This window comes from Pseudomonas imrae (assembly GCF_046352735.2).
In the GTDB taxonomy this organism is placed as follows: domain Bacteria; phylum Pseudomonadota; class Gammaproteobacteria; order Pseudomonadales; family Pseudomonadaceae; genus Aquipseudomonas; species Aquipseudomonas imrae.
This window is the reverse complement of sequence record NZ_CP110853.2, coordinates 5,336,471-5,362,541: the sequence shown is the minus strand read 5'-3', so window position 1 is coordinate 5,362,541 and position 26,071 is coordinate 5,336,471. Positions and strand designations below refer to the sequence as shown.

Below are 26,071 nucleotides of genomic sequence, written 5' to 3'. Positions count from 1 at the left end.
GGAGCGGGCTGGCTTGTGACAGCTTCAGCGCGGTGCAGGCTCAAGCACGAAAGGCGCTCGGCGCGACACCGCTCCAGCGTACAAAGGCGTGGCGGAAACTGGCGGTTTCGCTGAAGCCCAGTTGCTCGGCGATACGGTGGATCGGCAGCTGATCCTCCCCCAGCATCTGCTTGGCGCGTTCAAAGCGCAGCTCGTCGAGCAGTTCCTGATAGCTGCAACCCAGGTCATGCAGGTGTCGGCGCAAGGTGCGGGCCGAACAGTTCATCTGCAAGGCCAGGCCTTCAATGCCAGGGGCGGCGCTGAGTTGGGCCGCCAGCAACTGGCGGATTCTGCCCAGCCAGGCCTGACGCCCGGTGAACTCCAGGTTCTGTTTGCGGCAGCGTTCGGCCATGGTCTGGTGGGTAATGGCGTCGGCCAGGGGCAGTGGCTGGTCCAGCCAGCTTTTATCGAAGGCGAAAGCATTGCTGCAGGCCGCAAAATGCAATGGACAGGCGAAGCGCTGCGCATAGCGTGCTCGATAATCCGGCGCCGGGTGTTCAAAGCGCGCGCCCAGCAGCGGCATGGGCTGGCCGAGCAGGTCGTCGCAGATGACTTTCAGCGAGACCAGGCACAGTTCGACGTTGAAGGTCTCCATCGTCGGTATTTCCCGGTAGTCGCTGGCGGTGAACCAGATGTGATTGCCGTCTTCACGCAGGCTCAATTCAAAAAGTGTTCCCAGCAGCGCCGGATAGCGCAACGCCAGGCGCAAAGCGTCACCAAAGGTGGCACTGGTGAGCAGGGCATAGCCGAGCATGCCGTAGGACGAAACATGCATCTGATGACCCAGGTCCAGGCCGATATCCCGGCGCAGGGCCACGGCATTGGCGCAGACGCGCATTTCCTGATTGGTGGTGATCCGCGTGTCGGGTCGGTTCAAGTCCGCTGCGCAGATACCGCTGCCGGCGAGCAGTTCTTCAGGCGACGGGCCTTCGCCCTTGAAGGTTTCGAGCACCAGGGACACGGCGTTGAGGGTGGTGAGATGGGAGTGCAGCATGGAATCTTCCAGCCAGGGGATGGCTGGAAGAACAGCAAGTTACATGCCGCTCAGCGCAGCTCGCCGCAGAGGTCCAGCTCTACCAGGCGGCGGACTTCGCGGGTTTCGAGCCCGGCACCCAGCAATGCATTGAGCTTGCCGAAAGCCGCCTCGCGGGTCATGCCGCCCCCGGACAACACGCCCACGCCGCGTAAACGGCTGCCGGCTTCGTAGATATCCAGTTCTACGCCACCTTCATGGCATTGGGTGATGGCGACCACCACTATGTCCTGATCCCGGGCTCGTTCAAGGCTGGCGAGAAACCCGCGGTTGTCGCTCGGCCCGGTGCCACTGCCAAAGCACTCCAGCACCAGTGCCTGGATACCGCTGTCGAGCAGGGCATCCAGTTGCGCCGCACCAATGCCCGGCACCAGTGGCAACACGCCAACATTGGCCTGCGCCTTGGCGTGACGAAAGCCCAGCGCCTGGGGGATCGAGTCAGCCTTGGTGGCGCCGCCGTTACGTTGCAACGCGGCAAATGGATGCCGGCCGAAGCTGCGGATTTTTGCGCAACGGGTCGGGGCCATCAATGCACCGTGGAAGTACAAATGCACGCCCGCTGCCAGGCCTTCGCCCAGCGCTACCAGCGCACCGCTGACGTTTTCCCAGGCATCGCTGTCGGGCACGCCTGCAGGCAACATGGAGCCGGTGAACACCACCGGCGCCGCCAGCCCCAACAGTTGGAAACTCATCGCCGCCGCGCTGTAGGCCAGGGTGTCGGTGCCGTGCAGGATCAACACACCATCGCAGCCTTCATCCACCGCTTCGACCACCGCAGCACGCAAGCGCTGCCAATACGCCGGGGTCATGTTGGCGCTGTCGATCAGCGGCGCCATTTCCCGAAAGCGCCATGCGGGTACGTTGAGTTGTGGCTGGGTGGCGAGATACTCGCTCATCCGGGCTTCGAAACCCGAGGCCGGGGCCAGGCCGTTGGCGCTGGCCTGCATGCCGATGGTGCCACCGGTGTAGAGCACCATGATGTTATGTGCTGAGGACATCGAACATTCTCCTGAATGAAAAACACCGCGTGGCCCAGAGCATGCCCAAGGCCACACGGTGTGTCATCTGCTCTTAGCGTTGCGCTTGAGCGATCGATTCAGCAGTGGCCTTGGCGGCAGGCTCAGGCGCTGCCGGGTTGGCTGGCCAGGCCTTGCGGTCCAAGTCCAGATCCGGGAACTGGTTGGAATCGAACACCGGCGTCTTGATCCCGGCGGCACGCTGCCCATCGTAGTCACGCAGCAGGCGCATGGCGATCTTGAACAGGAACACCAGGGCGAACAGGTTGACGAACGCCAGCATGGTCATGGTGATGTCGGCGAAGGCGAATACGGTGCCCAGGTTCTCGATCGAGCCCCAGAAAATCAGCACCAGCACCAGCGCGCGGTAGCCAATCAGGACCTTGCGGTTGTTGCCGACCAAAAAGCGCAGGTTGCTCTCGCCCAGGTAGTAGTTGTACATGATCGAGGTGAATACGAACAAAGCCAGGGCCGCCGAGATGAACATCCGGCCCCAGTCGCCGACGACTGCTGCCAGGGAGTTCTGGGTCAGGGCAATGCCGTCGCCTTCGAAGCCTGGGGTGTAGAAGCCCGACAGCAAAATCAGCAAGGCGGTGCAGGTACAGATGATGAAGGTGTCGAGGAACACGCTGAATGCCTGGACCACACCCTGGGCGACCGGGTGTTCGACCGAGGCCACGGCTGCGACATTAGGTGCGCTGCCCAGGCCCGCTTCGTTGGCGAATACGCCGCGCTTCACGCCCATGATGATGGCGCTGCCCACCAGGCCGCCGAAGGCTTGGTCGAGGCCGAAGGCGCTCTTGACGATGGTCATCAGCATGCCCGGCACCTGGTCGAATTGCAGCACGATCACGTAGACCGTCACGGCGATATAGACCAGGGTCTTGACTGGCACCAGCAGGTCGGCAATCGAAGCGATCCGCTTGATCCCGCCGATAAACACCAGGCCCAGCAGCACCGCCAGCGTCAGGCCGGTGTAGGTGGTGTCGAAGCCGAAGGCGTTATTGAGCGAGTGCGTCACGGCGTGGGCTTGCAGGCCGTTGAAGGCAAAGCCGAAGGTCACCAGCAACAGGAACGCCATCACCATGCCCAGCCAACGCTTGTGCAGGCCGTGCTGGATGTAATAGGCCGGGCCGCCACGGTAAGTGCCGTCCGCATCCGTGCGCTTATAGAGTTGGCCGAGGGAGCACTCGATAAAACTCGAGGACATGCCTACCAATGCCGTCACCCACATCCAGAACACAGCGCCCGGTCCACCGAGCGTCACTGCAATGCCGACGCCGGCAATGTTACCGGCACCGACGCGCCCGGCGAGGCTGAGCATCAGCGCCTGGAACGAGCTGAGTTGACCGGCACTGCTTTTCAGGCTGTCGCGAAATACCGCGAACATGTGAAAGAAGTGACGGAACTGAACGAAACGCGAGCGGATCGTGAAGTAACCACCGAGCCCGACAATGAGCACGATCAGTACTTTTCCTGAGAGGAAGTCGTTAATGACTTCAAGCATGGAGTATTCCTCGCTGTTTTTTGTAAAGACAGAAGCCGGACCGCACGACACATTGAGTTACACCACGTCGCGCAGACAGCACGATAGGTGGGGCTCAGGGTCGTCCCGGTTCCAATTCGCGGGTTGTTATTAGTTCGGAGTTCGCATGAGTGAGGTCTCGTTACCGACGACCGCGCATGTGAAGAGGGGCGGCACTATACCTATGTGTGCGCCAGCCGTCTGCAACCGGCGCACTTGCCCGAGGAATGGTAGGTGGGGAAAGCACGGTTCTACGGGGTAAACCTTAGAAGTAATAACCGATATTGACGTTGGTACGGTAATACCACTCGTTACTGCCCACCGAGCTGGTATTGGTGAACCCACTACCGTTCTCCGCACCGCCGTAGGGGTTGGCGTTGCGGGCCCAGGTCAGGTCGACCCAGGCCATGACCGGCATGGCCAGGAACTGCGCACCGACGGTATACATCTGCGAGTCGTCCCAGCCGCTCTTGTCTTTCATCATCCGGCTGTAGTCGCTGTACAACTTGATTTTCTTCAACTGCCCGAGCCTGGGCGTGTAGATGTCGTAGCCGACGTTCAGCGAAGCGAGGCTGGCCTTGGAGGCGATCAGGTACGCAGGCGTCAGGCCGTTGCCGCCCATCAGCACCGAGTCCTGGCTGACACCGGCCGGGTTTTGCGGGTCGTATTCGTAGCGGATGGCTTGGGTGGTGACGGTCCACAGGCCTTTGCTGATGACGGCATGCACGCCTGCGGCCCAGTAATCGCCATCGTCCTTGGTGGTGGCGTTGTACAACTGGGCAGTGGCCAGCGAGGCGCCGATCTCGGTTTTCCAGCCGTCGTTGTTGAAGGTGCGCGCTACCCGAGCGTTGAATTGGTTGCGTTTCTCGTTGTCCTGGCGCGACTGGGTGAAGGCGATCGCATTGTCATCCAGGTCGGCGTAGCGCCCGACTTCCGGTGAGTAGCGGATGTCGCTGGGCAACATGCGCGGGAAGTAACCCAGTTGCACGTCCCAGTCCTGATCCTTGTAACTGTATTTGAGACCGGTACCGGCGCTGACGGCATAACCCATGAAAAACGGCAGGTGGTAACTCCAACCGAATTGTGGATAAGGCTCCAGGCCGAAAGGCTTGAACGGCGCCCCCAACTGCAGGTTGGAATTGGCGTTGAGTCGATAACCGACGAAGCCACGGTCGATGGCACGTTTACCGTCGTCCTGGAACCAGTAGCCGATATCGCTGTAAAGGCTCTTGTAAGTGGCCTGCACATCCAGGCGGAATGTGTCGAAGAGGAAGCGACCATTGTTTTCGGTAGTGTCCCAATGTTCGTCGCGATAGTTGGTACGTAATGCGCCGCCGATATCCAGGCTGCTGTCACCGTCATCACTGCGCCAGGATATATGGGGGAAAGGTTTATTGGCCGCGTTGGCGCGCACCGGTTCAGACGGAATCGGTTCGACGGCGAAACTGGTGAAACTGGCAAACATCAATCCTGCACATACGATACGACGCGTCATGTTGACCTCACCTTCTGCTACTCGGCTTTATCGGATGATCGGCAACACTCGTCCGCTTGCCTTATGAGGCAACTTGGCGGAAGCAGGTGATGCCGGTTTAAGTGTTGGCTCTTATTGTTTTGTCGGCGAAACGCCGTTTGATCTGTGGATACACAAGGTGTAGAGCAGGAACTATGCCAGGCATGATATTTGTCGAAACTTTATATAAAAACTATTAAAAACAATTGTTTATATGGGAAACAACGCGGCTTGTATAACCCATGAAACACATAGGAAAGTTGGTAACAAAGTTGCCCGTGACCGGTGCGTCTTTATTGCACGTTGCCAATTAAATGGGCACGTCGGTGTTTTATGGATGAACTGTAGGAGTGAGCAAACCCGCTCCTACAGGTGCTGGGGCTTAAAGGTCGAGCACCAAACGCCGGCTCTTGCAGCCGGAGACGCACACCATCATGGATTTGTTGGCAGCGCGCTCGGCTTTGGTCAACACGCCGTCGCGGTGATCGATCTCACCTTCCACCACCGGTGTCTCGCAGGAGCCACAAACGCCTTCACGGCAACTGTGCTCGATGTCGCAACCGGCTTCGAGCAGCACATCCAGCAGGCTCAGGCCGGGCTCTACCGAAAGGGTCTTGCCGGTTTTTTTCAGCTCCACGCGGTAGCTGCTTTGCGCGTCTGCGCTGGGCGGCAGTTCGGCAGCGGCAAAACGTTCGATATGGGCATGGGGATATCCCAGGCGTTCACAGGTGGCCTCGAAGGCATCGAGCATTGGCGTCGGGCCGCAGCAATAGAAATGCGTATCCAGCGGTTGCCCCGCAAGGTAACTGGCGAGGTCTGGCGGCACGCCTTTTTCGTCGTTGAAGTGATAGACCACTCGAGCGTCGAGCCCGCTCAGCTCTTCCACCAGCGCCGCCTCCTGGCGTGAGCGAGCGCAGTAGATCAATTCGGCGGATTTTCCCTGTGCCAGCAACTGCCGGAACATGCAATAGATCGGCGTGATACCGATGCCGCCCGCCACCAGCACGCTGTGGCTGGCGCTGACGTCCAGGGCAAAGTTGTTGCGTGGCGCCGAGATCGACAAGGGCATGCCGACCCGCAGTTGGCTGTGTACATATTCCGAGCCGCCGCGGCTGTTGCGGTCGCGCAGGATGCCGACCACATACCGCCCTTGGTCACTCGGCGAGTTGAGCAACGAGTAACTGCGTACCAGGCCGTTGGCCAAATGCAGGTCGATGTGCGAGCCGGCGTCGAACCGCGTGAATACGGTATCGCCCAACGGTCTGAGTTCGACGCTGATAATGCCTTCGGCTTCGTAGCGCAGGGTGTGGACACGGGCGTTGAGGAGCTTAGACATCGTTCACCTCTGTGACAGTACGCAGGTCGACATCGAGCCGGGCACCGGCTTCGATTTCGACCCGTAGTTGGGGACATACCAGCGCGCTGACCGCCACCAGGGTGGAGGTCGGAAACAGCGCCTGCCCGGCGAAAAAATCACGCCGGGCGCGGCTCACGTGTTCCTTGTCCGCGATGTCGGTGAGGTACACCGTCAGCCGGAAGATATTGCCGACATGGCCGCCGGCAGCCTCCACCAATGCCTGGATCTTGCCCAGTACCACCAGGGTCTGGGCGTAGCAGTCCAATGTCGCATCGCGTGAAGCCGGATGCGCGGTCATGCCCGACATCACCACCTCCCGGCCGATCAACAGGGCGTTCGACCAAGTGGCAGCGCCAGGCTCGAGCACGGCCGGGCAATCAACCCGCTGAACGGCGGGGCTCATGGCAGTTGCTTCGCTTCGATCAGTTCGAGCTGGGCCTTGGCGGCGTTTTTCAGGTAGCGCCGCAGCCGCACCACACCCAAGTCGTGCTGGTAAAGATTTTCCCGCTGGTTGGCGTCCGGCTCCATGAATTCCAGCAACACCCGATCCTGCTCCAGCACCGCCCAGTGCCGCGCTTCCAGGCGGTTCTTGTAGAGGAAACGCCAGGTGTCGCGCTGCCAGCCGGTCAGCGGGCGGCAACGCCAGTGGAACACCGCCGCCAGCGCGCGGCTGCTCGGGGTGTAGCTGCCGATGATGGTGAAGTTGCCACCGGGGCCACCGGTTTTCGGATAAGGGATTTCCAGGCGCAGCCAATGGCAACCGTTGTCCATGAACTCGGTCCAGTCGAAATTCACCCCGCGCTGGCCTTCTTTCTCGAAGAAGAAACCATTGTCGGTGTCACGGGTGACGAACTTGGCGGTGGCTTCGCCTTCGCTCATCGAGTGCGACATCTTGTGCAGGTAGGTGCCGTGCATGGGGTCCATGACATTGTCGAGCACGTAGCGGTAATCGCCTTTCCACTCGGTGTAGCAGACGAAACTGCTCCACTCGGGCGACGTCAGTTGCTCGGGCAATACTAGCTCTGGCGGGGTCTGCAGGTGCGGATCGGTGGCGTTGAACACAAAGATCGCGCCAGCGGCCTCGCGGGTGTGGAACATGCGCGTGGGGCGGCTGCCTTCAAGCTTGCAGCCGGGGCTGCCCGGCACCTTGGTTACCGTGCCGTCGCAGCGCACTTCGATGCCGTGATAAGGGCATTGCAGGCGATCACCCAGCACCGGGCCCTGGGACAACGGCGCGCCACGGTGGGGGCAATGGTCTTCGAGGGCGTGAACGCGGCCGTCGTTGTCGCGCCACAGAGCGATCTTGAAGCCCAGGCGGCGCACCGATACCGGCTTTTCGCATAGCAGGTCCGACGGCAATATCGGGAACCAGAGGTCTTTGAGGCCATTGGCCAGATGGTTTTCAACAGGGTCGACGGTCAGTTGCATGGTCATGTTTTTATTCCTTCTGCCGGGTCATTCGCCCAGCCGGGCCATCAGGGTTTCATAGGCATCTGCAGTCCACTCGCCGCTGGTCAGCGGGCAGGGCGGGCCGGCCAGGTTGAGGTGCGCGAGCAGCGCGGGCAACTCGGTCACGCCGTTGCCGAAAGCGCGTTCGATGGAGTCGCCCAACAACTCCTCGAACTGCGTGTTGGGGCGTTTGCGCGCCTGATGGGGCTCCAGGAATCGTTCGGTAGTGCTCATCTCATTGACCTCCATTGCGTACCCGTTCGCGGATCGTTTCGCGCACCGGGACAAAGTCGTATGTAGGGAAAACCTCAGTGCTGAACACGCCCCAGGCCGAGCGTTCGAGCTCGACGTTGAGGCTCGGCAGCAGACTGGGCGGCAAACGCAGGGTGACGATCTGGCCCAGGCCCATGGCCACGGTCCACGACACCAACTCGACGCCTTGCGGTGGGAAACGCTCCCACCAGTCCTGCTGCTTCATGTGGCGCTGAATGTCTTCCAGGTTCTTCGATTGGTCGTGCTTGAGCAGCACGCTCACCAGCAATGTCTCGCGCATGCTCAGGCTGCGCTCTCGGTGGGCACCGCCCAGGCGTCATAGCCGTAGACCCAATCGGCGTTACCGCCGTCCTTGAGCCACTGGTTGCCCCGCGAGCCGATCTGGATCTGGCTGGTACGTGCCAGCCGCGCCTGCTGGTAAGCCTGCAACGCATCGGCGACCTGTACCGGGCTGTCGAGGTCTTGCAGGTAGCGGCCGAGCACCACCGCGTCTTCGATGGCCTGGCCCGCACCCTGGGCCATGAACGGCATCATCGGGTGGCAGGCATCGCCCAACAGGGTGATGGCGCCCTTGGACCAGAACGGCAGTGGGTCGCGCTCATACAAGGCGGTCTTGAGCACATCGCTGCAAGCCTCCAGCAACGCACGGGCGTCCGGGTGGAACGCCTGGTAATGGCTGCGCAGTTCATCGGCATCCCCGGCGCTGGTCCAGGACTCTTCGTGCCAGCTGTCCTGAGCCGTGGTGGCGAAGATGAAAATGTCCTTACCCTGATTCAGCGGGAACGTGACGATTTGGCTTTGCGGGTTGGGGCCCCACCATTTGGTGAATGCCTGGATGTTCGGCACCTGCGCCACACGCTCGGCCGGCACCACGGCACGGTATGCCACCACCCCGGTAAAGCGCGGGTGCTCTTCGCCAAACAGCGCATTACGCACCACCGAGTGGATGCCGTCGGCACCGATCAGCACGTCACAGCGGTGCTGGCCGCCATCCTTGAAATGCAACGTGATGCCGTCATCGGTTTGCTCGACCCGTTCGGCGCGCTTGGCGAACTGTACCTGCGTGAGCGGGAACACCTCGGCCAGTGCCGCCAACAGGTCGGCGCGGTGAATGGTCAGTTGCGGTGCGCCGTATTTGTGTTCGGCGGCATCGGACATCTCCAGGCGCGAGGTTTCCTCGCCGCTGTCCCACATCCGACTGATGCGGTGGGTCGGTCGTGCAGCGCGAATGCGTACCGCCGCGCCGATACCCAGGCCGTCCAGGGCGCGCACTGCATTGGGCGTGAGGTTGATGTCGGCACCGACCCGCAAAAAGGCTTTCGACTGTTCGAACACGGTGACCTGGTGACCGGCACGGTGCAGCGCGATGGCGGCGGTGAGGCCGCCGATACCGGCACCGGCAATGGCAATGTTCAGGGAAGACATGGGCGATTCCTGCTCAGGGTTTCGGTTTGTCGGTGAGGAATTTGCCTTGCGGCGCCTCGACGTGTTGCTGGCGCCGGGTGTGGCCATCGATGCCCCCGGCAATCGCCCACTCGGCGAACACCGTAGGCCCAGGCTCGAAGCTGCGCGGTTGCCATTCGCCGGTCAGTTGGTCTTCGTCGGCGTAGTACTCCACCAGCGCGCCGGCCGGGTTTTTGAAGTACCAGAAAAACGCTGATGAAACCGGATGGCGTCCCGGACCGATCTCGGTCGGCCAGCCGCTGCGGGACACGTGCATGCCACCACCGAACACTTCGTGGACGTCGCGCACGGTGAAGGCCACATGGTTCAGGCCAGCCCGTGGTGCCGGCAGCTGCAGCATGAACAGATCGTGATGGCCGCCTTCTTCGGCGGTGCGCAAAAAGGCCCCGCGATCCGGGTAGCGGTCCGAGGCCTGGAAGCCGAAACGCTCGTGGTAGAACGCTTCGCAGGCATTCACATCCTTGACGAAAAACACCACATGCCCGACTTCAATCGGCGTGGCGCGCTCATAGATCGGCGCCGCCTTGTTGATCCGGCCCTTGGTCTGCCAGGTGTTGTGGCCGCTGCATTCGATATCGAGTTCGCGCTTGCGGGTGACTTGCAGGCGGATCGCCAGGCCATTGGGATCGGTGCAGCCGATGCGCCCGTCGCACTCGACAAAACCCGGATCGCGGGCAATACGTTCGCTGTACAGCGCCAGGTCCGTCGCGTTGGCCACGCCCCACACTACTTCGCGCACGGTGGACCCGGCCTCGATGGCGGGCGGCAGGCCCGGCTTGTTCAGGTCTGCAAGCACCACGCGGCAGCCGTTGAGGGTTTCAAAAATCACTTCATCGGGCTGGGTGCTGACTTGCTTGAGGCCCCAATCGCTGAAAAACCGCACACAAGTGTCGAGGTCCTCGACGCCATAGGTGACTTCATCAATACCTAAAACGCTCATTGTGCTACCTCTTGCGGCACACCGGCCCAGGCCAGTGGCTGTTGGTTCATGCCCCAGTAGAGGCTTTTCTGTTCCATGTATTGCAGGATCCCCAGGCGACCTTTTTCGCGGCCCAGGCCGCTGTCGCGCCAGCCGCCAAAGGGCGTGGAAATCGAGAACTGCTTGTAGGTGTTGATCCACACGGTGCCGGCTTGCAAGCGTCGGCCCAGGGCCCAGGCGCGCTTGTAGTCGCGGGTCCAGATACCGGCGGCGAGGGCGTACAGGCTGTCATTGGCCTGTTCCAGCAGTTGGGCTTCGTCATCGAACGGCATGGCCACCAGCACCGGGCCGAAGATTTCTTCCTGGCACACCTGTTGGTGGTTGTTCAGGCCTTCGAGAATGGTTGGCGGGTAGAAGTAGCCTTGATCGTAGAGGCCACCGCTGGGCCGCTGCCCGCCGACGCGCAGGCGGCCGCCTTCGGCAAGGCCGAGGGCGACGTACCGCTCTACGGATTCACGGTGGGCAGCGCTGATCAGCGGGCCCATTTGCGTGTTTTCGTCAGCCGGGTCACCGACCCGCAGATTGGCGGCGGCGGCGACTAAACGCTGCATGAACGGCTCGTATAACGCGCGCGCCACGAATAGCCGCGAGCCAGCGATGCAGGCCTCGCCCGAGGAGCTGAAAATACCGTACAGCACGCCGGCCACGGCATGATCGAGATCGGCATCCTCCAACACGATGGTCGGCGACTTGCCGCCCAGTTCCAGGGACACCGGCATCATTTTGTCGGCGGCAATATGCGCGATGTGCTTGCCGGTGCTGGTGCCGCCAGTGAACGACACGCGCTTGACCAGCGGATGCCGAGTCAGTGCATCCCCCAGCAACGAACCTTTGCCAGGCAGCACGCTGATCAAGCCCTTAGGCAGGCCGGCTTCTTCACACAAATGCGCCAGGCGCAGGGCCAGCAGCGGGGTGATTTCCGCCGGCTTGATCACCACTGCATTCCCCGCTGCCAGGGCCGGTGCGACCTTTTGCGCTTCGCTGGCAATCGGCGAGTTCCACGGGGTGATTGCGGCGACCACGCCCATCGGCTCGTACACACTCATGCTGACGAAATCACCGCGCGACGGCGTGATGGTTTCTTCCAGCGTCTCGCAGGCCGCGGCGAAGAACTGAAACGTACCGGCGGCGCTGGCCACCAGGGCGCGGGTTTCACTGATGGGCTTGCCGTTGTCCTGGCGTTGCAGCTGCGCCAGTTCTTCGCTGTGCTGGCGGATCAGCTCGGCAATGCGATACAGCACGCTGGCTCGTTCGTGAGGTTTGCGCTGTGCCCAACCGCTGTGCAGGAATGCCTGGTGCGCGCCCTGGATGGCGTCTTCGACGTCTTGCAGGTCGGCGGCATTCAGCCAGGCGACGGCTTCGCCGGTGGCCGGGTAGCGGCTGGCGTAGCGCGCGCCACGCCCCAGGCGCCACTCGCCGGCGATGCAGATAGGTAAAGTCTGTTCGAGGGTCATAGATAGACTCCAGTTGGAAGCGGTAAGCGGCAAGCTGCAAGAGGAAGCAGGCGCGACACGGTGCGCCTCTACTTGCCGCTTGCCGCTCGAAACTTGCAGCTGCTCATTCATATCGAAATCGCGTGGGCGTGGTTGCCCAAGGCACGGACCACGCTGTACACGGTCAGCGCCGAGGTCTTGGGGTTGGCCAGCAGCGGCTTGCCGCGCAGGCTCAACTCGAAACCGCCAAAGGCACCACGGGCTTCAAAGTGATGAACGTTTTCGTCGCTGTGGGGGTCGGCGATCAGCGTGACGTGGGTGCGATCCAGGCCAATTCCGGCCAGTGACAGGGTGGCGGCGACGTTGGCGTTCTTGGGGTACAGCCGCGCCGCTTCGCGGGCGCTGCCCTGGAAGATCACCGTGGCTTCGCTGATGGTGTCCAGGTTGCAGGCCTGCTCGCCGGGCGTGTTCTTCCAGGCGCGGGCCGGCTTGCGCCCGGTGTAGTTGACCGAGTCGAGCCCGCCGACCTTGGCCGCAGACAACGCATCGATGCCGCCAATCGCGCCGGGCAGCAACTCGATACGCGTGTGGCCGCGCTCGGCAGCCGCTTCCAGGCGTTCCACCAGACCGACCTCGGACAAGGCACCGACCGATACGATCAGGCAGGCGATACCGCGCTCCAGCGCCGGCAGCACGTGCTCTTCAATCGCCCGGTGGCCGGCGCATTCCACCAGCAAGTCAGGGCGCGCATCGGCAGGCAACGCAGTGAGCACCTGCGGTGGCTGCTTGAAACTGGCCAGGCGCTGGCGCACCAGGGCTTCGGAGCCTTCGGACGCGATGACGTAGTCCACGCAAAGCTGCGGGTCGTTCTCCAGCAGTTCGAGCACGCCGACGCCAATGGCGCCACAGCCGATCATCGTGATATGCAACATGCGGTGATCCTCAGGCGGAAGCCTTCTGGGCTTTGGTTTCGCTGTTGGGCGGGCCGGCAAACTGGGTGGCGAAGTTACCGACGCTGAGCATGTCGACTTCCAGCAGGAACGGGCCGGGCTGGCTCAGGGCGCTGTCGACCACACGACCGAAGTCCTTGAGGTCGGTGACCAGGCCATGACGCAATCCCAGGGAGTCGGCGAGTTTGGTGTAGTCCGGGGTGTGCAGGTCGACGTAGCAATGGCGGCTGCCGTAGACCGCGTCCTGGATATTGCGGATCACCCCGTAGCGCTGGTCGTTCATCAACAGGATCACCAGGTTGGCGCGCTCCTGGACCAAGGTCGCCAGTTCACCAAGGTTAAGGATGAAGCCACCATCGCCGGCCAGGGCAAACACCTTGCGCTCGGGTGCGGTTTCGGCAGCGGCCACGGCAGCGCCGATGCCCATGGCCAAGCCCTGGCCGATACCGCCACCGAGGGCATGCACCCCGGCGCGTGGGTGGTAGAGGTTGAGCAGGCGGTTGCCCCAGATGCTGTTGGACAGGGTTACATCGCGCACCCAGGAAAAGTTGCGGCCAGTGCTGGCTTGCAGTTGCTCGACCATCGCCGAGTATGGTCCCAGGTCGGCCACCAGTTGGCGGCGCGATTGCACGCGGACCGCCTTGAGTTCGGCGAGAAAGTTCGGATCGGTGTGCAGGCGTCCTTCAAGGCGATCGGCCAGGCCTTCCAGCGCCAGTGCCGCATCGCCGCAGATAAACAGTTCGCTGGCATAACTGCGGCCTTCGATGGCCGGGTTGGCGTCGATACGCAGAGTGTTGCGCGGCAGTTTCAGGGCGTACTTGAAGGTCTCGTTGCTGCGCAGGCGCGAACCTGCGATCAGCAGTGCATCGCAGGTTTGCAGAAACTGCTCGACCTGCTTGTTCTGCGAAAAAGCACCCAGGCAACGCTCGTCATCTTCGTTGACCACGCCACGGCCCTGGGTGGAGGTGATCACCCCTATGCCCATCGCCAGCAGGCGCTTGACCTGCACGCCGGCATGCCGCGCACCGCCGCCGAGCCACAACATCGGGCGTTTGGCACTGGCCAGGCGCTCGGCCACCAGGTCGAGGGCATCCGGTGCGGGCACGGCGACCGGGATCGGCAGTGGCGACAGGTCGGTCGGCATCGGGATAAAGGTCGACTGGATGTCGATCGGGATCTCGACGCTCACCGGGCCGGTCGGCGCGGTCAGGGCGGTCTGCACGGCCAGCTTCAAGGTGCTGATGGCGGTCTCGACGCTGCGCACGCGAAAGGCGGCCTTGGACACCGCCTTGAGCATGTTCAACTGGTCGCGGGCTTCGTGGATATAAGCCAGTTCCTGATCCAGGTACGGCGTTTCGATCTGCCCGGTGATGTGCAGCAGCGGCGTGCCGGCGGTCTGCGCTTCCACCAGGGCGCCAGCGGCATTGCCGGCGGCGGTGCCGGTGGACGTCAGGCATACGCCCAGGCCACCGGTGGTGCGGGCATAGGCGTCGGCCATGTTCGCCGCGCCGGCTTCGCCACGGGCCATGACAAAGCGGATATTGCCACGCACCGCAAAGGCATCGAGGATCGGCATGTTGTGGATCGAGATCACGCCGAACGCCGCCTTGACGTCGCATTGTTCGAGAAAGGCGGTGATGGCAGCGCCGACAGTCACAGTGTTTTCATTACGCATGGCGGGACAGGCCTCCGGATACATCGATATGGCTGCCTGTGGTGTAAGCCGACAGAGGCGAGGCCAGAAACAGGATCGCGCGGGCTGCTTCAATCGGCAGGCCCAGGCGCCCCAAGGGAATGTGTTTGCGTTGTGCCAGTTGGGCGGTCCATTGCGCCCAATCGAGGTGGCGCTCTTCGCGCGCCTCGAAACGACGGCGCCATTGCCCCGACTCCACCAGACCAATCAGGATGCCGTTGACGCGGATGCCCTGGGGGGCGAATTCGGTGGCCATCGAGCGCACCAGGTTCATCACCCCGGCGCGAGCCGCCGAGGTAGCGACCATGTGCGGTTCCGGCTGGCTGGCCAACAGCGAGTTGACGCAGACGATGGCGGCGTCGGCCTGGCTTTCCAGCTGGCGCTTGAAGGCGTGGATCGGGTTGATCACCGAAAAGAACTTCAGGTTCAGCTCTTCGGTCCAGGCGCTGTCGGTGGTATCGGCAAACGTCGAGACCCGGCCTTGCCCGGCGTTATTGATCAAGATGCCTGCCGGCCCGAGCGCGGCCAGGCTGGCGGCGGCAAAGGTATTTACTGATTCGGCATCGAGTACGTTACAGGCGTGGGCCAGCAGCTGCGCCTGGGGGAAGCGTTGGCGCAAGCTGGCTTCGGCGCTGCGCAGGCGCTCTGGGTCGCGGCCGCAGAACGCCACGCCAGCACCGCTTTCCAGCAACAGCTCGACGCAGGCCAGGCCGATTCCCGATGAGCCTCCGGTGACGATTGCAACATGACCTTGCAAGGGAAAAAGGCTCATCTCAATCTCTCATCAAGGCGGTCACGCGCGGCTGCCCACCGTGGGCGCCGCCGTTGTAATTGAGCAGGCGTGACAGTTCGTCGGCGCTGCGGCGTACCTGGGTCAGCAGCTCTTCGAAGTTCACATGGCCGATTTGCAGGGTGGGGATGGTGACGCCCAGGGCCGCGACGATGCCGCCGCTTTGGTCGCGTACGGGGGCGGCCACCGTGGAAATCGCCGACTCGAAGAAGCCTTCGCCGCTGACAAAACCGCGCTGACGGTCAGCCTGCACCAGGTCGAACAGCTCCAGCACCGTCTTGGGCGTGCAGGGCGAGTGCTGTTCCAGATGCTCTTCGGGGTACAGCTCGCGCAGTTCGGCCAGCGACAGGTCCTCGAGGAGAATGCGCCCCAGCACGGTGGCGTGCGCCGGCAGACGCGTACCGACGTTGACCGCATTGGAAAACACCGAAGGCGGCGAAACCTTGGCCACGTAGACGATCGAGCGCCCGTCGCGCACCACCAGGTTGCTCGGGTAGTTGAGGCGGTCACACAAGCGCGCCAGCAACGGCTGGCCCAGTTCGGTCAGCTCCAGCGACGCGAGGTATTCGAAGCCCAGGCGCAACACCGACATGCCAAGGCGGTATTCGTTGCCGCTGCGGGTGACGAAGCCCATGGTTTCCAGGGTGGTCAGCAGGCGGAAGATGGTCGAGCGCGGCAGCGCCAGGCGGCGTGCCAGTTCCGGTGCGGTCAGGGTGCGGTTGCGCCGGCTGAACTCGCAGAGCAGCAGCAACCCGCGTTCAAGGCCCGGCACGATGTATTTGTCCTGGGCATCCTTCAACAGATCGGAATCGTTCATAGGGGTGTACCTGTCAGGGATTGTTGGATGGCGAAGGCCAGGCGGCCGGCAACCACCTGTGGTTGTTCGATGGGGCTGGCATGACCGGCGTCGGCAATCAGGTTGAAGCTGGCGCCCAATGCCTTGGCTACGCCCAGGCAGGTTTCGGCGCTGGTGATGCTGTCGGCCTCGCCGCAATGCACGTCGCAGGGCATCTCGGGTCGGCCATGGCGCAGCAAGTTGTCGCCGCACAACAACTCAATGGCCTGGCGATAACCGTCGGGGTTCAGGCGCGCCATGTTCCAGCGCACCCAGGCCAGGGCCTGGGACGTGGCACAAGGCGACAGCATGTGGGCGCTGCGTTGTTCGGCCAGGCCGGCGATACCCAGGCGTTGCAGATTCGCCAGGCGTTGCTGGCGTACCTGCTGGCCCTGCGCGGCGTGTTGCGGTGCGCCATAGCCGCGCGCAGGGCTGATCAACACCAGGCGGCTCACTCGATTGGCCTGTGAACTGCGCGCCAGCGCCAAGGCTGTCAGCGCGCCGAGGGAGTGGCCCACCAATACGCATTGCTCGACACCCAAGGCATCCAGCATCTGCGCCAGACGGGCCGCGTACTGTTCGGCTTTGGGCACGTCCGATTCCAGCGGGCTGGAGTCACCGTAGCCGGGCGCATCCCAGGCGATGACCCGGGCATGGGAGGCCAAATGCCGGGCCACTTGCAGCCAGGACGCCGCCCCGGAGCCGATGCCGTGCAGCATGACCACAGTTGGCCCTGCGCCACATTCGCGCAGCGCCTGCCGGCCACCGGCCGCAAGTACCAGGCGCTGGGGAAAGTCACGCTCCAGTTGGGCTTGCAGGTCGGCCGTCGGCACGGCTTGAGAGAGTCCTGGCAACATGGGCTTATCCGCGCTTGATCGAAGCCAGAGGGTGCTCTGGCGGATAGGTCGGGGTGATCGGCTTTTTCGCGCCGAGCATCACGCACATCAGCGCGTCTTCGTCGCCGATGTTGATTTCTTCGCGGTACACACCTGGCGGCACGGAAATCACGTCGCGGTCGGTCAGGATCGTCTCGAAGCGCTCGCCGTCTTTTTCCAGCACGACCTTGAGCTTGCCGCGCAGCACGAAGAACACTTCCTCGACGTCGATATGCAGGTGCGGTGGGCCTTCGTGGCCGGCCGGGATCACCATGGTGGAGAAGGTGAAGTGCTCGGATGGGATGGTGTTCATGTCCGTGCTCACGCCGGTGCCGCCGGTGCCGATGTAGCGCATTTGCGCCCGCCGGAACTTGGGGTCGTAGTCGGCCTGGAACTTCAACGCATCCCAGTCGTACTTGCGTGTCTCGTAGCGGGCGATGCGTGTGCTCATCCAGCTTTCCAGGCTCGCGCCTGCAGGGCGGTCCCAGCTTTTTGGGGTGTCGTTTTGGGCAGATAGATCAGTCATGACAGTCTCCAGATCAAGGCATGACAAACCCGCCGTTGACCGGCAGGGTTTGTCCAGTGATGAAGCGGGCAAGGTCGGACAGCGCGAACAGCACAGCGCCGCTGACGTCTTCGGGCAGTTGCGGGCGCTGGATGGCCCGTTGATCGTTGTACAAGCGGTGGCGGGCCTCGGGCACGTAGGCCGTGGCCTCCACCAACACCAGGCCGGGGGCGATGGCGTTGACCGTGATGTTGTCGGCGCCCAGCTCGCGGGCCAGGCTGCGGGTCATGGCGATGATCGCGCCCTTGCTGGCGACATAGGCCAGCAGGTTCGGCGCGCCCCACAGCGGGGTATCCGAAGCAAGGTTGACGATGGCGCCGTGACCGCTGGCGCGCAGGGCAGGCAGGCAGGCGGTGGTCATCAGCCAGGTACCGCGCACGTTGACCTGCATCACCTGGTCCCAGGTGTCGATGCTCAGTTCTTCGCAGCCCTTGCCACCGGAGTTGGTGATGGAGGCGTTGTTCACCAGGCCATCGAGACCGCCCAACAGGCCGAGTGTCGAACCGATACACGCCTGGATCGAGCCGGGTTGTGCCAGGTCCACTGTCACGGCCTGCACATCCAGGCCCTGGGCTTGCAGTTCGCAGGCCGCCTGTTGCACGCGCTCGGCCAATACATCGGCAATCACCACGCGCGCACCGGCACGGCCGATAGCCTGGGCGAACGCGTAGCCAAGGCCACGGGCACCGCCGGTGACCAGCACGCGGCGGCCTTCGAGCAAAAGGTTCTGGCGGCTCATCATTGCGTGCTCAACATGGCTTTGGGCATGTAGTGCAGCACGCGCTTTTCTGCCCAGACCACTGCGCCATAAGCGATTACCCCGATCAGGGTAAGCATCACGATGGCGACGAACACGCCGGCCGTGTTGCCCTGGCCTTCTGCGTCCACCAACAGGAAGCCCAGGCCCTGGTTACCGCCGACCAGTTCGCCGACGGTGACGCCGATGACCGCCAGGGTCGAAGCAATGCGCAGGCCGGAAAACAGCGCGGCCATGGCCGAGGGAAACTCCACCAGGCGGAAAATCTGCCAGCGGCTGGCGTTCATGGTGCGCACCAGGTTGATCATGTCTGGATCGACCGTGCGGATCGCCGAGAGCACGTTGATCATCACCGGGAAAAACACGATCAGGATCGCGATCAGGATCTTCGGGTAGATGGTGTAGCCCAGCCACATCACGAACAGCGGCGCGAAGGCGACCTTGGGCGCGATCTGCAAGGCCAGAATGTAGGGCGACAACATCGCCTCGGCCGCAGGCGACAGACCCAGGGACACGCCGATCACCACGCCCAGCAGCGCACCGAGGGCGAAGCCGACGACGATTTCCAGCGCGGTGATCAAGGTGTGTTGCAGCAGGCCGCCGGTCTGCCACATCACCAGGCTTTCCTGGGCGACGCGGCTGAGTTTGGGCATGACGAATTCGGGCATGCCGAGCAGTCCCGGGCCCCATTGCCAGAGCACCAGGAACAGGACCAGCAGCGCAACGCTGCCGAGCATCGAGTTATTCAAGCTTTTCATCGGGTGCGTACCTTGTTATCCGGGTTGCTCATTGCGCGGCGACCGGGCTGTCGACGAATTGGTTGGTGAAGAGGTCTGCCAGCGGGGTCTCCTGCGTGACGATGCCTTCGCTGATGTAGAACTGGCGAACCTTGTCCAGGCGCTCCGGATCGATGTGCCCGAGTACGCTCTGGTTGGCGTAAACGTGCTCGACGTAGAGCTTGAACACTTTCTCCAGCGAGTCTTCCTTGCCGGCGTAGGCCGGGACTGCCTGGGCAAAGGTCACGGCAGCGGCGCGCGGGTCCTGGATGATGTCGCGCATCCCTTGCAGGGTCGCCTGGACCACGCCGCGCACGATCTCGGGTTGGTTCTTGATGGCGTCATCCGAGGCGAGGATTGCCTGGGCCATGCTTTCGAAAATCTGCGCCTGGGGGATCAGCTTGATCTGCACCCCGGCTTCTTCGGCGTTGACCACCCAATCCGGTACGCCGGCCATGGCCTGGGCCTTGTCGGCGGAGAACAGTTGCCAGACGCCGGCCGGGCCTGCGGCCTGGATGTTCACGTCGTTCTTGCCCAGCCCGGATTTGCGCAGCGAGGCGAGCAGGGCGTAGTAGGTGGTGTCGGAGTACGACATCACCGTCATGGTCTTGCCCTTGAGGTCGGCGATGGTGTCGATGTTTGCCCGGGCGTTGGTGGCGATCATTGTCACGCCGCCCGCGCCCAGCACCGCCACGGCCCGCACCGGGATGCCATTGGCCCGCACCACAATCGGCGTGTCGCCGATGGCGCCACCGAGCAGCGCATTACCGGCGCCGATCTGCTTGGCCACGTCCACGCCGCCCTTGGCGGCGATAAAGGTCAGGTTCAGGTCCTGGGCCGCGTAGTAACCCTTTTGCTTGGCAATGATCCATGGCGCAAACGCGGGCGAGTTGGGCGGCGCTGGCAGCAGGTAGGTGACATCGGTCGGTTTCGCCTGCACGGCAAAGGCCAGGCCGAGACCAAGGCTGAAAACGCTGAGACGTTGAAACAGAGACTTGAGCATGGGAACTCCTGAATCGGTTGAGGGCCGCACGAGCGGTGATCAATGCAGTTCGGTGTCGGCGCCGACTTGCAGCAACTCCATCAGGCGCCCCACCAGCGGGCCGATTTCCGGCAGCTTGCGGCGCTCCAGCGGGTTGTCGCGAAACGGCAGGTCGATGCTGATTTCTTCGATGATGGTGCCGGGCCGTGCGCTCATGACCAGTAAGCGGTCGGACATGGCGATGCCTTCGATCAGGTCATGGGTGATGAACAGCGCGGTCTTCTTTTCGTCGAACAGCATCCGTGCCATGTCTTGTTGCAGGATCATCTTGGTCTGGGCATCGAGGGCTGAAAACGGCTCGTCGAGAAACAGCACCTGGGGATCGATCGCCAGGGTGCGCGCCAGGGCGGCGCGTTGGCGCATGCCACCGGACAACTGAAACGGATAGTGATCGGCGAAACCGTTGAGGTGGCAGCGATCAAGTAAGTCGAGGGCCACCTTCTGCCGGGTGGCGGCGGGCACGCCCTGGATCTCCAGCCCCAACTCGACGTTGCGGCGAATGCTGCGCCAAGGCATCAGCAAGTCTTTCTGCAACATGAACGCGACCTGTGGCACTGGGCCTGTAACCGGTTCGCCACCAACAAAGACCTCGCCCTCGCTTGGACGGTACAGGCCCGAACCCATATTCAGAATGGTGCTCTTGCCGCAACCCGAAGGGCCGATGATCGAGACCACTTCACCCCGGCGAATCTTGAAATTCACCTCGCGGATGGCAAACGGCGCGTCCGTTTTGCCTTTGGCCGGGAAACATTTACCGACTTTGCGAAATTCGATTTCTGTCGGTTCCAGGTCTTCCTTGAGAGCGGGCGTATTCCACTGGGGTGTCACGGCGTACATCTCTTTCACAGCCATTGGGAGGGTTCTCTGGTCTGTTTTATAGGTGATACGCCGTTTAGTGCATGAACAATGCCAGTGAGTTATTTCCTACAATGGTTTGATGATTGCTCTTGAATATCAGTGTGTTAGGCGAATAATTTGAATCGTGCTGCGTTTCATATATGAAACATCGATTCTTATATGGCACGAAATTGCACACCGCTGGAGAAAGTTGCGAGAAGTTGGTGCTTTTCAGGTAACGCGAGGAAGTTAGGAAGGGCTTATTTGTTTTATATATAAAACGCAGGAGCGCTGGGGCGGGTGGTCCGGTCGTAGAAAATCAGGCAAAAAAAAGGGCTTGAAGATCAAATCTCCAAGCCCTCAAAAGGTGAGAGGTGTCTAGTCCCTCAACCTGGTGAGCGGTACAACAACGCTTAGGCCTTCAAAGGCACCAGGCGTGGGGCAATCATGTTTTCCGGGCGCAGGATGTCGTCGAGCATGGCGTCGTCGAGCAAGCCTTCTTCACGCACCAGTTCCAGCACGCCGCGCCCGCTTTCAAGAGCGATACGCGCAATGCGGGTGGCGTTTTCATAGCCGATGTACGGGTTCAGCGCGGTGACCAGGCCGATGGAGTGTTCCACCAGTTCGCGGCAGCGTGCTTCGTTGGCGGTGATGCCGACGATGCAGTGTTCGCGCAGCATGTCCATGGCACGTTGCAGCAGGCGGATCGAGTCGAAGATCTTGAAGGCGATCAGCGGTTCCATCACGTTCAGTTGCAGTTGGCCGCCTTCGGCTGCCATGGTCAGGGCCAGGTCGTTGCCGATGACCTGGAATGCCACTTGGTTGACCGCTTCCGGAATGACCGGGTTGACCTTGCCGGGCATGATCGAACTGCCTGGCTGGCGTGCCGGCAGGTTGATTTCGTTGATCCCGGTGCGTGGGCCGCTGGACAGCAGGCGCAAGTCGTTGCAGATCTTCGACAGTTTCACCGCGGTACGCTTGAGCATGCCGGAGAACAGCACGAAGGCGCCCATGTCGGAGGTGGCTTCGATCAAGTCTGCGGCGGGCACCAGCGGCTGGCCGCTGATGGTTGCCAGGCGCTGGACGGCCAGGGCCTGGTAACGCGGGTCGGCGTTGATGCCGGTACCGATGGCGGTGCCGCCCAGGTTCACTTCGGTCAACAGTTCGGGTGCCAGGGTCTTCAGGCGCGCCAGGTCTTCACTCAAGGTAGTGGCGAAGGCGCGGAATTCCTGGCCGAGGGTCATCGGCACAGCGTCTTGCAGTTGGGTACGGCCCATTTTCAGCACATGGCCGAACTCGACACCTTTGGCGGCGAATGCCTGGATCAGGCTGTCGAGGCTGGCCAGCAGCGCGTCATGGCCCAGCAGCAGACCCAGGCGGATCGCGGTCGGGTAGGCGTCGTTGGTCGACTGCGCCATGTTCACGTCGTTGTTGGGGTGCAGGTACTGGTATTCGCCCTTGTTGTGGCCCATGGCCTCCAACGCGATGTTGGCGATGACTTCGTTGGCATTCATGTTGGTTGAAGTGCCAGCGCCGCCTTGAATCATGTCCACCACGAACTCTTCGTGGAAGTCGCCGCGGATCAGGCGGGCGCAGGCTTCGCTGATGGCAGCGTGCTTGGCTTCGCTGAGCTGGCCCAACTCGCGGTTGGCGTCAGCGGCGGCTTGCTTGACCATTGCCAGACCGACCACCAATTTCGGGTAATGCGAAATCGGAACGCCGGAGAGACGGAAGTTATTCACGGCTCGCAGGGTCTGGATGCCGTAATACGCTTGGGCAGGTACTTCGAGTACGCCAAGCAGGTCTTTTTCTGTGCGGAATGATGCAGCGGAGGACATGACGGAAATCATCTCGATATGGACCCGGGCTAGGCCGGAACGCTGTGAATGCTAGGCTTGTGGAAGTTTTTGGGCCAATGCTATTAAGCACTGGCCTATGCACAAACGGCATAATGTTGATGTGACCCGGTTATCATGGCGGGCGTGTGTGCCAAAATGGTGCATACCCTGGGAGAATCTGATGAACCTCGAAAGTAAATGGCTGGAAGACTTTAGCGCCCTGGCGGCGACGCGCAGCTTCTCCCAGGCAGCAGAGCGGCGCTTCGTCACCCAACCGGCGTTCAGCCGCAGGATCCGCAGCCTGGAGGCCGCATTGGGACTGACGCTGGTCAACCGCTCGCGCACACCCGTCGAACTGACGGCGGCGGGGCAGTTGTTCCTGGTGACGGCACGCACCGTGGTCGAACAGTTGGGTGAAGTCTTGCGCCACTTGCACCATCTGGAAGGTGGGCAGGGCGAAGTCATGCAGGTGGCCGCCGCGCACTCGCTGGCGTTGGGGTTTTTCCCGCGCTGGATTGCTCAATTGCGCAATGAGGGCCTGAACATCGCGACCCGTTTGGTGGCGACCAACGTTGGCGATGCAGTGCATGCCCTGCGTGAAGGTGGATGTGACTTGATGCTGGCGTTCTACGACCCGGACGCGGCGATGCAGATGGATGCCGAAATCTTCCCCTCGCTGCACCTGGGCAATACCGAGATGCTTCCGGTGTGTGCCGCCGATGCCAATGGCAAGCCGTTGTTTGACCTTGAAGGCGAGGGCAGCGTGCCGTTGCTGGCCTACAGCGCCGGAGCATTCCTGGGGCGTTCGGTGAACCTGCTGCTGCGTCAGCGGGCCCTGCGCTTTACCACGGTGTACGAAACCGCCATGGCCGACAGCCTCAAAAGCATGGCCCTGGAAGGGTTGGGGATCGCTTGGGTGCCACAGTTGAGCGTGCGCGCCGAACTGGCTCGCGGCGAACTGGTGGTCTGCGGCGGGCCGCAATGGCATGTGCCGCTGGAGATTCGTTTGTACCGCTGCGCGCTGGTGCGCAAGGCGAACGTGCGGTTGTTGTGGCGCAAGCTGGAAGGTGGGGCGGCACAGAGCACTTGAGTAGGCTGCAGATCAAAATGTGGGAGCGGGCTTGCCTGCGATAGCAGTGTGTCAGTTGGTGCATGCGTGACTGATCCACCGCTATCGCGAGCAAGCCCGCACACAGTATTTCGTGATGTTTTCGCTGACTCTGAGGTCAATAAAACCGCCGGTTTGCCCGGAAAGACGGATGGTCGTCCAAGGGGCTGTTTATCTGGATTATTACGGTATACTGCGCGGCCTTCGGCCGGTCCAACCGGCCTTAATTCGTACAACAAGCCACGCCGGATTTCCCGCGTGGCTTGTTGTTTTTTGACGCGCCTGCGGGCGCCCAGAGAGAAGAGGCACGACGATGAGTGCATTGGTTGGCGTGATCATGGGCTCCAAGTCCGATTGGTCCACCCTTAGCCACACCGCCGATATGCTGGAAAAACTCGGCATTCCGTACGAAGTGAAGGTGGTTTCGGCCCACCGCACCCCGGACTTGCTGTTCCAGTATGCCGATGAAGCAGAGTCCCGTGGCATCGAGGTGATCATTGCCGGTGCCGGTGGCGCGGCTCACCTGCCGGGCATGTGTGCGGCCAAGACCCACCTGCCGGTACTCGGCGTTCCGGTGCAGTCGTCGATGCTCTCGGGTGTGGATTCGCTGTTGTCCATCGTGCAGATGCCCGCCGGTATTCCGGTCGCGACCCTGGCAATCGGCAAGGCTGGCGCAATCAATGCCGCGCTGCTATCCGCCAGTATCCTGGGCGCCAAGCACCCGCAGTTCCACACGGCCCTGAAAAAATTCCGCGACGAGCAGACTGACAGTGTCCTGGACAATCCAGACCCACGCATTGCCTGAGGTTGTTGATTGATGAAAATCGGTGTAATCGGTGGCGGCCAACTGGGCCGTATGCTCGCCTTGGCGGGCACCCCGCTGGGGATGAACTTCGCTTTCCTGGATCCTGCGCCAGATGCTTGTGCCGCTGCGCTGGGTGAACACCTGCGCGCGGACTACAGCGACCCGGATCACTTGCGCCAATTGGCCGACGAGGTCGATCTGGTGACTTTTGAGTTCGAAAGCGTCCCGGCTGAAACCGTGGCTTTCCTGTCGCAATTCGTGCCGGTCTATCCGAGTGCCGAAGCCCTGCGCATTGCTCGTGACCGCTGGTTCGAGAAAAGCATGTTCAAGGACCTGGGTATCCCGACCCCGGATTTCGCCGATATCCAGTCCCAGGCGGACCTGGACGCGGCGGTCGCCAGCATCGGTTTGCCTGCGGTATTGAAGACCCGCACCCTGGGCTATGACGGCAAGGGCCAGAAGGTCTTGCGCACCGCCGCCGATGTGGTCGGAACCTTCGCCGAACTGGGCAGTGTTGCGTGCCTGTTGGAAGGGTTCGTGCCGTTCACCGGTGAAGTCTCGCTGATCGCCGTGCGTGCCCGGGATGGCGAAACCCGCTTCTACCCGTTGGTGCATAACACTCACGACAGCGGCATCCTCAAGCTGTCCGTGGCCAGCACCGATCACCCGTTGCAAGCCCTGGCCGAAGACTATTCCAGCCGCGTGTTGAAGCAGTTGGATTACGTCGGCGTGATGGCATTCGAGTTCTTCGAAGTCGACGGTGGCCTCAAGGCCAACGAAATCGCACCACGGGTACACAACTCCGGGCACTGGACCACCGAAGGTGCCGAATGCAGCCAGTTCGAAAACCACCTGCGGGCGGTAGCGGGCTTGCCGTTGGGCTCCACAGCCAAGGTTGGCGAGAGCGCGATGCTGAACTTCATCGGCGTTGTTCCGCCTGTGGAGCAGGTCATGGCTATCGATGATTGCCATCTGCATCACTACGGCAAGGCCTTCAAGGTGGGGCGCAAGGTGGGTCATGCCAACCTGCGTTGCAAGGACCGCGCGGCACTCGACGCGCAGATCCTCAAGGTCCAAACGCTGATTGCCGCGCAATAAGCTCCAGGTCGGCGGGAACCA

Annotated in this window: 26 protein-coding genes; 3 read left to right on the top strand and 23 right to left on the bottom strand. The window is 62.2% G+C overall.

The window, feature by feature from the left end; all coding sequences use genetic code 11:
* Positions 1-40: 40 nt before the first annotated feature.
* The 23 genes from OQ460_RS24580 to aspA all read right to left on the bottom strand — a co-directional run bounded on the left by OQ460_RS24580 (position 41) and on the right by aspA (position 23,039).
* Positions 41-1,033 carry an AraC family transcriptional regulator gene (locus OQ460_RS24580; RefSeq protein WP_410019844.1) on the bottom strand — a complete coding sequence of 331 codons (993 nt, stop codon included), beginning with the start codon at positions 1,031-1,033 and terminating at the stop codon, positions 41-43.
* A 50-nt stretch (positions 1,034-1,083) separates the two neighbouring features.
* Positions 1,084-2,070, bottom strand: a complete 987-nt coding sequence (locus tag OQ460_RS24575) for an asparaginase (RefSeq protein WP_410019843.1) — start codon at positions 2,068-2,070, stop codon at positions 1,084-1,086.
* 73 nt (positions 2,071-2,143) lie between these two features.
* A complete protein-coding gene (locus tag OQ460_RS24570; RefSeq protein ID WP_410019842.1) occupies positions 2,144-3,595 on the bottom strand; it encodes an alanine/glycine:cation symporter family protein in 1,452 nt (483 codons plus the stop codon).
* A gap of 283 nt (positions 3,596-3,878) precedes the next feature.
* A complete protein-coding gene (locus OQ460_RS24565; protein WP_410019841.1) occupies positions 3,879-5,108 on the bottom strand; it encodes a hypothetical protein in 1,230 nt (409 codons plus the stop codon).
* 400 nt (positions 5,109-5,508) lie between these two features.
* Positions 5,509-6,462 carry a PDR/VanB family oxidoreductase gene (locus tag OQ460_RS24560; protein ID WP_410019840.1) on the bottom strand — a complete coding sequence of 318 codons (954 nt, stop codon included), beginning with the start codon at positions 6,460-6,462 and terminating at the stop codon, positions 5,509-5,511.
* Complete coding sequence (locus OQ460_RS24555; RefSeq protein WP_410019839.1) at positions 6,455-6,886, bottom strand: RidA family protein; 432 nt, start codon at positions 6,884-6,886, stop codon at positions 6,455-6,457. Before OQ460_RS24555 ends, OQ460_RS24560 begins: the two co-directional genes overlap by 8 nt.
* Positions 6,883-7,917, bottom strand: a complete 1,035-nt coding sequence (locus OQ460_RS24550) for a Rieske 2Fe-2S domain-containing protein (RefSeq protein WP_410019838.1) — start codon at positions 7,915-7,917, stop codon at positions 6,883-6,885. The genes OQ460_RS24555 and OQ460_RS24550 overlap by 4 nt, the downstream gene beginning before the upstream one ends.
* 21 nt (positions 7,918-7,938) lie before the next feature.
* Complete coding sequence (locus tag OQ460_RS24545; RefSeq protein WP_084378295.1) at positions 7,939-8,166, bottom strand: recombinase-like helix-turn-helix domain-containing protein; 228 nt, start codon at positions 8,164-8,166, stop codon at positions 7,939-7,941.
* 1 nt (position 8,167) lies between these two features.
* Positions 8,168-8,485, bottom strand: a complete 318-nt coding sequence (locus OQ460_RS24540; RefSeq protein ID WP_410019837.1) for a hypothetical protein — start codon at positions 8,483-8,485, stop codon at positions 8,168-8,170.
* A 2-nt stretch (positions 8,486-8,487) separates the two neighbouring features.
* Positions 8,488-9,630 carry an FAD-dependent monooxygenase gene (locus tag OQ460_RS24535; RefSeq protein WP_410019836.1) on the bottom strand — a complete coding sequence of 381 codons (1,143 nt, stop codon included), beginning with the start codon at positions 9,628-9,630 and terminating at the stop codon, positions 8,488-8,490.
* Positions 9,631-9,643: 13 nt separating this feature from the next.
* Positions 9,644-10,609, bottom strand: a complete 966-nt coding sequence (locus OQ460_RS24530) for a VOC family protein (protein ID WP_410019835.1) — start codon at positions 10,607-10,609, stop codon at positions 9,644-9,646.
* Positions 10,606-12,102, bottom strand: a complete 1,497-nt coding sequence (locus tag OQ460_RS24525; RefSeq protein ID WP_410019834.1) for an aldehyde dehydrogenase — start codon at positions 12,100-12,102, stop codon at positions 10,606-10,608. Before OQ460_RS24525 ends, OQ460_RS24530 begins: the two co-directional genes overlap by 4 nt.
* Before the next feature lie 107 nt (positions 12,103-12,209).
* Positions 12,210-13,013: an aspartate dehydrogenase gene (locus OQ460_RS24520; protein ID WP_410019833.1), complete on the bottom strand. Its 804-nt coding sequence runs from the start codon at positions 13,011-13,013 to the stop codon at positions 12,210-12,212.
* Positions 13,014-13,023: 10 nt separating this feature from the next.
* Positions 13,024-14,706, bottom strand: coding sequence for a thiamine pyrophosphate-binding protein (locus tag OQ460_RS24515; RefSeq protein WP_410019832.1), 1,683 nt, complete (start codon positions 14,704-14,706; stop codon positions 13,024-13,026).
* Positions 14,699-15,496, bottom strand: a complete 798-nt coding sequence (locus OQ460_RS24510) for an SDR family oxidoreductase (RefSeq protein ID WP_410019831.1) — start codon at positions 15,494-15,496, stop codon at positions 14,699-14,701. The genes OQ460_RS24515 and OQ460_RS24510 overlap by 8 nt, the downstream gene beginning before the upstream one ends.
* 1 nt (position 15,497) lies before the next feature.
* Complete coding sequence (locus tag OQ460_RS24505) at positions 15,498-16,331, bottom strand: IclR family transcriptional regulator (protein WP_410019830.1); 834 nt, start codon at positions 16,329-16,331, stop codon at positions 15,498-15,500.
* Positions 16,328-17,206 carry an alpha/beta fold hydrolase gene (locus OQ460_RS24500; protein WP_410019829.1) on the bottom strand — a complete coding sequence of 293 codons (879 nt, stop codon included), beginning with the start codon at positions 17,204-17,206 and terminating at the stop codon, positions 16,328-16,330. The genes OQ460_RS24505 and OQ460_RS24500 overlap by 4 nt, the downstream gene beginning before the upstream one ends.
* A 4-nt stretch (positions 17,207-17,210) precedes the next feature.
* Positions 17,211-17,750, bottom strand: coding sequence for a cupin domain-containing protein (locus OQ460_RS24495; protein WP_410019828.1), 540 nt, complete (start codon positions 17,748-17,750; stop codon positions 17,211-17,213).
* Positions 17,751-17,763: 13 nt separating this feature from the next.
* Positions 17,764-18,531: an SDR family oxidoreductase gene (locus tag OQ460_RS24490; RefSeq protein WP_410019827.1), complete on the bottom strand. Its 768-nt coding sequence runs from the start codon at positions 18,529-18,531 to the stop codon at positions 17,764-17,766.
* Positions 18,528-19,304 (bottom strand): ABC transporter permease, encoded by a 777-nt coding sequence (locus OQ460_RS24485; protein WP_410019826.1) that lies wholly within the window; start codon positions 19,302-19,304, stop codon positions 18,528-18,530. Before OQ460_RS24485 ends, OQ460_RS24490 begins: the two co-directional genes overlap by 4 nt.
* 28 nt (positions 19,305-19,332) lie before the next feature.
* Positions 19,333-20,325, bottom strand: a complete 993-nt coding sequence (locus tag OQ460_RS24480) for an ABC transporter substrate-binding protein (protein WP_410019825.1) — start codon at positions 20,323-20,325, stop codon at positions 19,333-19,335.
* A 39-nt stretch (positions 20,326-20,364) separates the two neighbouring features.
* Positions 20,365-21,201 (bottom strand): ABC transporter ATP-binding protein, encoded by an 837-nt coding sequence (locus OQ460_RS24475; protein WP_410022098.1) that lies wholly within the window; start codon positions 21,199-21,201, stop codon positions 20,365-20,367.
* Between the two features lie 413 nt (positions 21,202-21,614).
* Complete coding sequence (gene aspA / locus OQ460_RS24470; protein ID WP_028618519.1) at positions 21,615-23,039, bottom strand: aspartate ammonia-lyase; 1,425 nt, start codon at positions 23,037-23,039, stop codon at positions 21,615-21,617.
* 181 nt (positions 23,040-23,220) lie between these two features.
* Here aspA and OQ460_RS24465 point away from each other — a divergent pair, with 181 nt between their 5' ends.
* The 3 genes from OQ460_RS24465 to OQ460_RS24455 all read left to right on the top strand — a co-directional run bounded on the left by OQ460_RS24465 (position 23,221) and on the right by OQ460_RS24455 (position 26,050).
* Positions 23,221-24,129, top strand: coding sequence for a LysR substrate-binding domain-containing protein (locus OQ460_RS24465; RefSeq protein WP_410019824.1), 909 nt, complete (start codon positions 23,221-23,223; stop codon positions 24,127-24,129).
* Positions 24,130-24,460: 331 nt separating this feature from the next.
* A complete protein-coding gene (gene purE, locus OQ460_RS24460; protein ID WP_084378277.1) occupies positions 24,461-24,952 on the top strand; it encodes a 5-(carboxyamino)imidazole ribonucleotide mutase in 492 nt (163 codons plus the stop codon).
* 12 nt (positions 24,953-24,964) lie between these two features.
* Complete coding sequence (locus OQ460_RS24455; RefSeq protein WP_410019823.1) at positions 24,965-26,050, top strand: 5-(carboxyamino)imidazole ribonucleotide synthase; 1,086 nt, start codon at positions 24,965-24,967, stop codon at positions 26,048-26,050.
* Positions 26,051-26,071: the final 21 nt, after the last annotated feature.

Excerpts from the sequence above, each read along its gene's own strand:
- aspA (WP_028618519.1), bottom strand. The coding sequence starts at position 23,039 with ATGTCCTCCGCTGCATCATTCCGCACAGAAAAAGACCTGCTTGGCGTA.
- OQ460_RS24465 (WP_410019824.1), top strand. The coding sequence starts at position 23,221 with ATGAACCTCGAAAGTAAATGGCTGGAAGACTTTAGCGCCCTGGCGGCG.
- OQ460_RS24455 (WP_410019823.1), top strand. The coding sequence starts at position 24,965 with ATGAAAATCGGTGTAATCGGTGGCGGCCAACTGGGCCGTATGCTCGCC.
- OQ460_RS24545 (WP_084378295.1), bottom strand. The coding sequence starts at position 8,166 with ATGAGCACTACCGAACGATTCCTGGAGCCCCATCAGGCGCGCAAACGC.
- OQ460_RS24535 (WP_410019836.1), bottom strand. The coding sequence starts at position 9,630 with ATGTCTTCCCTGAACATTGCCATTGCCGGTGCCGGTATCGGCGGCCTC.
- OQ460_RS24475 (WP_410022098.1), bottom strand. The coding sequence starts at position 21,201 with ATGTACGCCGTGACACCCCAGTGGAATACGCCCGCTCTCAAGGAAGAC.
- OQ460_RS24555 (WP_410019839.1), bottom strand. The coding sequence starts at position 6,886 with ATGAGCCCCGCCGTTCAGCGGGTTGATTGCCCGGCCGTGCTCGAGCCT.
- OQ460_RS24495 (WP_410019828.1), bottom strand. The coding sequence starts at position 17,750 with ATGACTGATCTATCTGCCCAAAACGACACCCCAAAAAGCTGGGACCGC.
- OQ460_RS24515 (WP_410019832.1), bottom strand. The coding sequence starts at position 14,706 with ATGCGTAATGAAAACACTGTGACTGTCGGCGCTGCCATCACCGCCTTT.
- OQ460_RS24540 (WP_410019837.1), bottom strand. The coding sequence starts at position 8,485 with ATGCGCGAGACATTGCTGGTGAGCGTGCTGCTCAAGCACGACCAATCG.
- OQ460_RS24485 (WP_410019826.1), bottom strand. The coding sequence starts at position 19,304 with ATGAAAAGCTTGAATAACTCGATGCTCGGCAGCGTTGCGCTGCTGGTC.
- purE (WP_084378277.1), top strand. The coding sequence starts at position 24,461 with ATGAGTGCATTGGTTGGCGTGATCATGGGCTCCAAGTCCGATTGGTCC.
- OQ460_RS24560 (WP_410019840.1), bottom strand. The coding sequence starts at position 6,462 with ATGTCTAAGCTCCTCAACGCCCGTGTCCACACCCTGCGCTACGAAGCC.
- OQ460_RS24580 (WP_410019844.1), bottom strand. The coding sequence starts at position 1,033 with ATGCTGCACTCCCATCTCACCACCCTCAACGCCGTGTCCCTGGTGCTC.
- OQ460_RS24500 (WP_410019829.1), bottom strand. The coding sequence starts at position 17,206 with ATGTTGCCAGGACTCTCTCAAGCCGTGCCGACGGCCGACCTGCAAGCC.
- OQ460_RS24510 (WP_410019831.1), bottom strand. The coding sequence starts at position 15,496 with ATGAGCCTTTTTCCCTTGCAAGGTCATGTTGCAATCGTCACCGGAGGC.
- OQ460_RS24520 (WP_410019833.1), bottom strand. The coding sequence starts at position 13,013 with ATGTTGCATATCACGATGATCGGCTGTGGCGCCATTGGCGTCGGCGTG.
- OQ460_RS24575 (WP_410019843.1), bottom strand. The coding sequence starts at position 2,070 with ATGTCCTCAGCACATAACATCATGGTGCTCTACACCGGTGGCACCATC.
- OQ460_RS24570 (WP_410019842.1), bottom strand. The coding sequence starts at position 3,595 with ATGCTTGAAGTCATTAACGACTTCCTCTCAGGAAAAGTACTGATCGTG.
- OQ460_RS24565 (WP_410019841.1), bottom strand. The coding sequence starts at position 5,108 with ATGACGCGTCGTATCGTATGTGCAGGATTGATGTTTGCCAGTTTCACC.
- OQ460_RS24530 (WP_410019835.1), bottom strand. The coding sequence starts at position 10,609 with ATGAGCGTTTTAGGTATTGATGAAGTCACCTATGGCGTCGAGGACCTC.
- OQ460_RS24490 (WP_410019827.1), bottom strand. The coding sequence starts at position 18,531 with ATGATGAGCCGCCAGAACCTTTTGCTCGAAGGCCGCCGCGTGCTGGTC.
- OQ460_RS24480 (WP_410019825.1), bottom strand. The coding sequence starts at position 20,325 with ATGCTCAAGTCTCTGTTTCAACGTCTCAGCGTTTTCAGCCTTGGTCTC.
- OQ460_RS24550 (WP_410019838.1), bottom strand. The coding sequence starts at position 7,917 with ATGACCATGCAACTGACCGTCGACCCTGTTGAAAACCATCTGGCCAAT.
- OQ460_RS24525 (WP_410019834.1), bottom strand. The coding sequence starts at position 12,102 with ATGACCCTCGAACAGACTTTACCTATCTGCATCGCCGGCGAGTGGCGC.
- OQ460_RS24505 (WP_410019830.1), bottom strand. The coding sequence starts at position 16,331 with ATGAACGATTCCGATCTGTTGAAGGATGCCCAGGACAAATACATCGTG.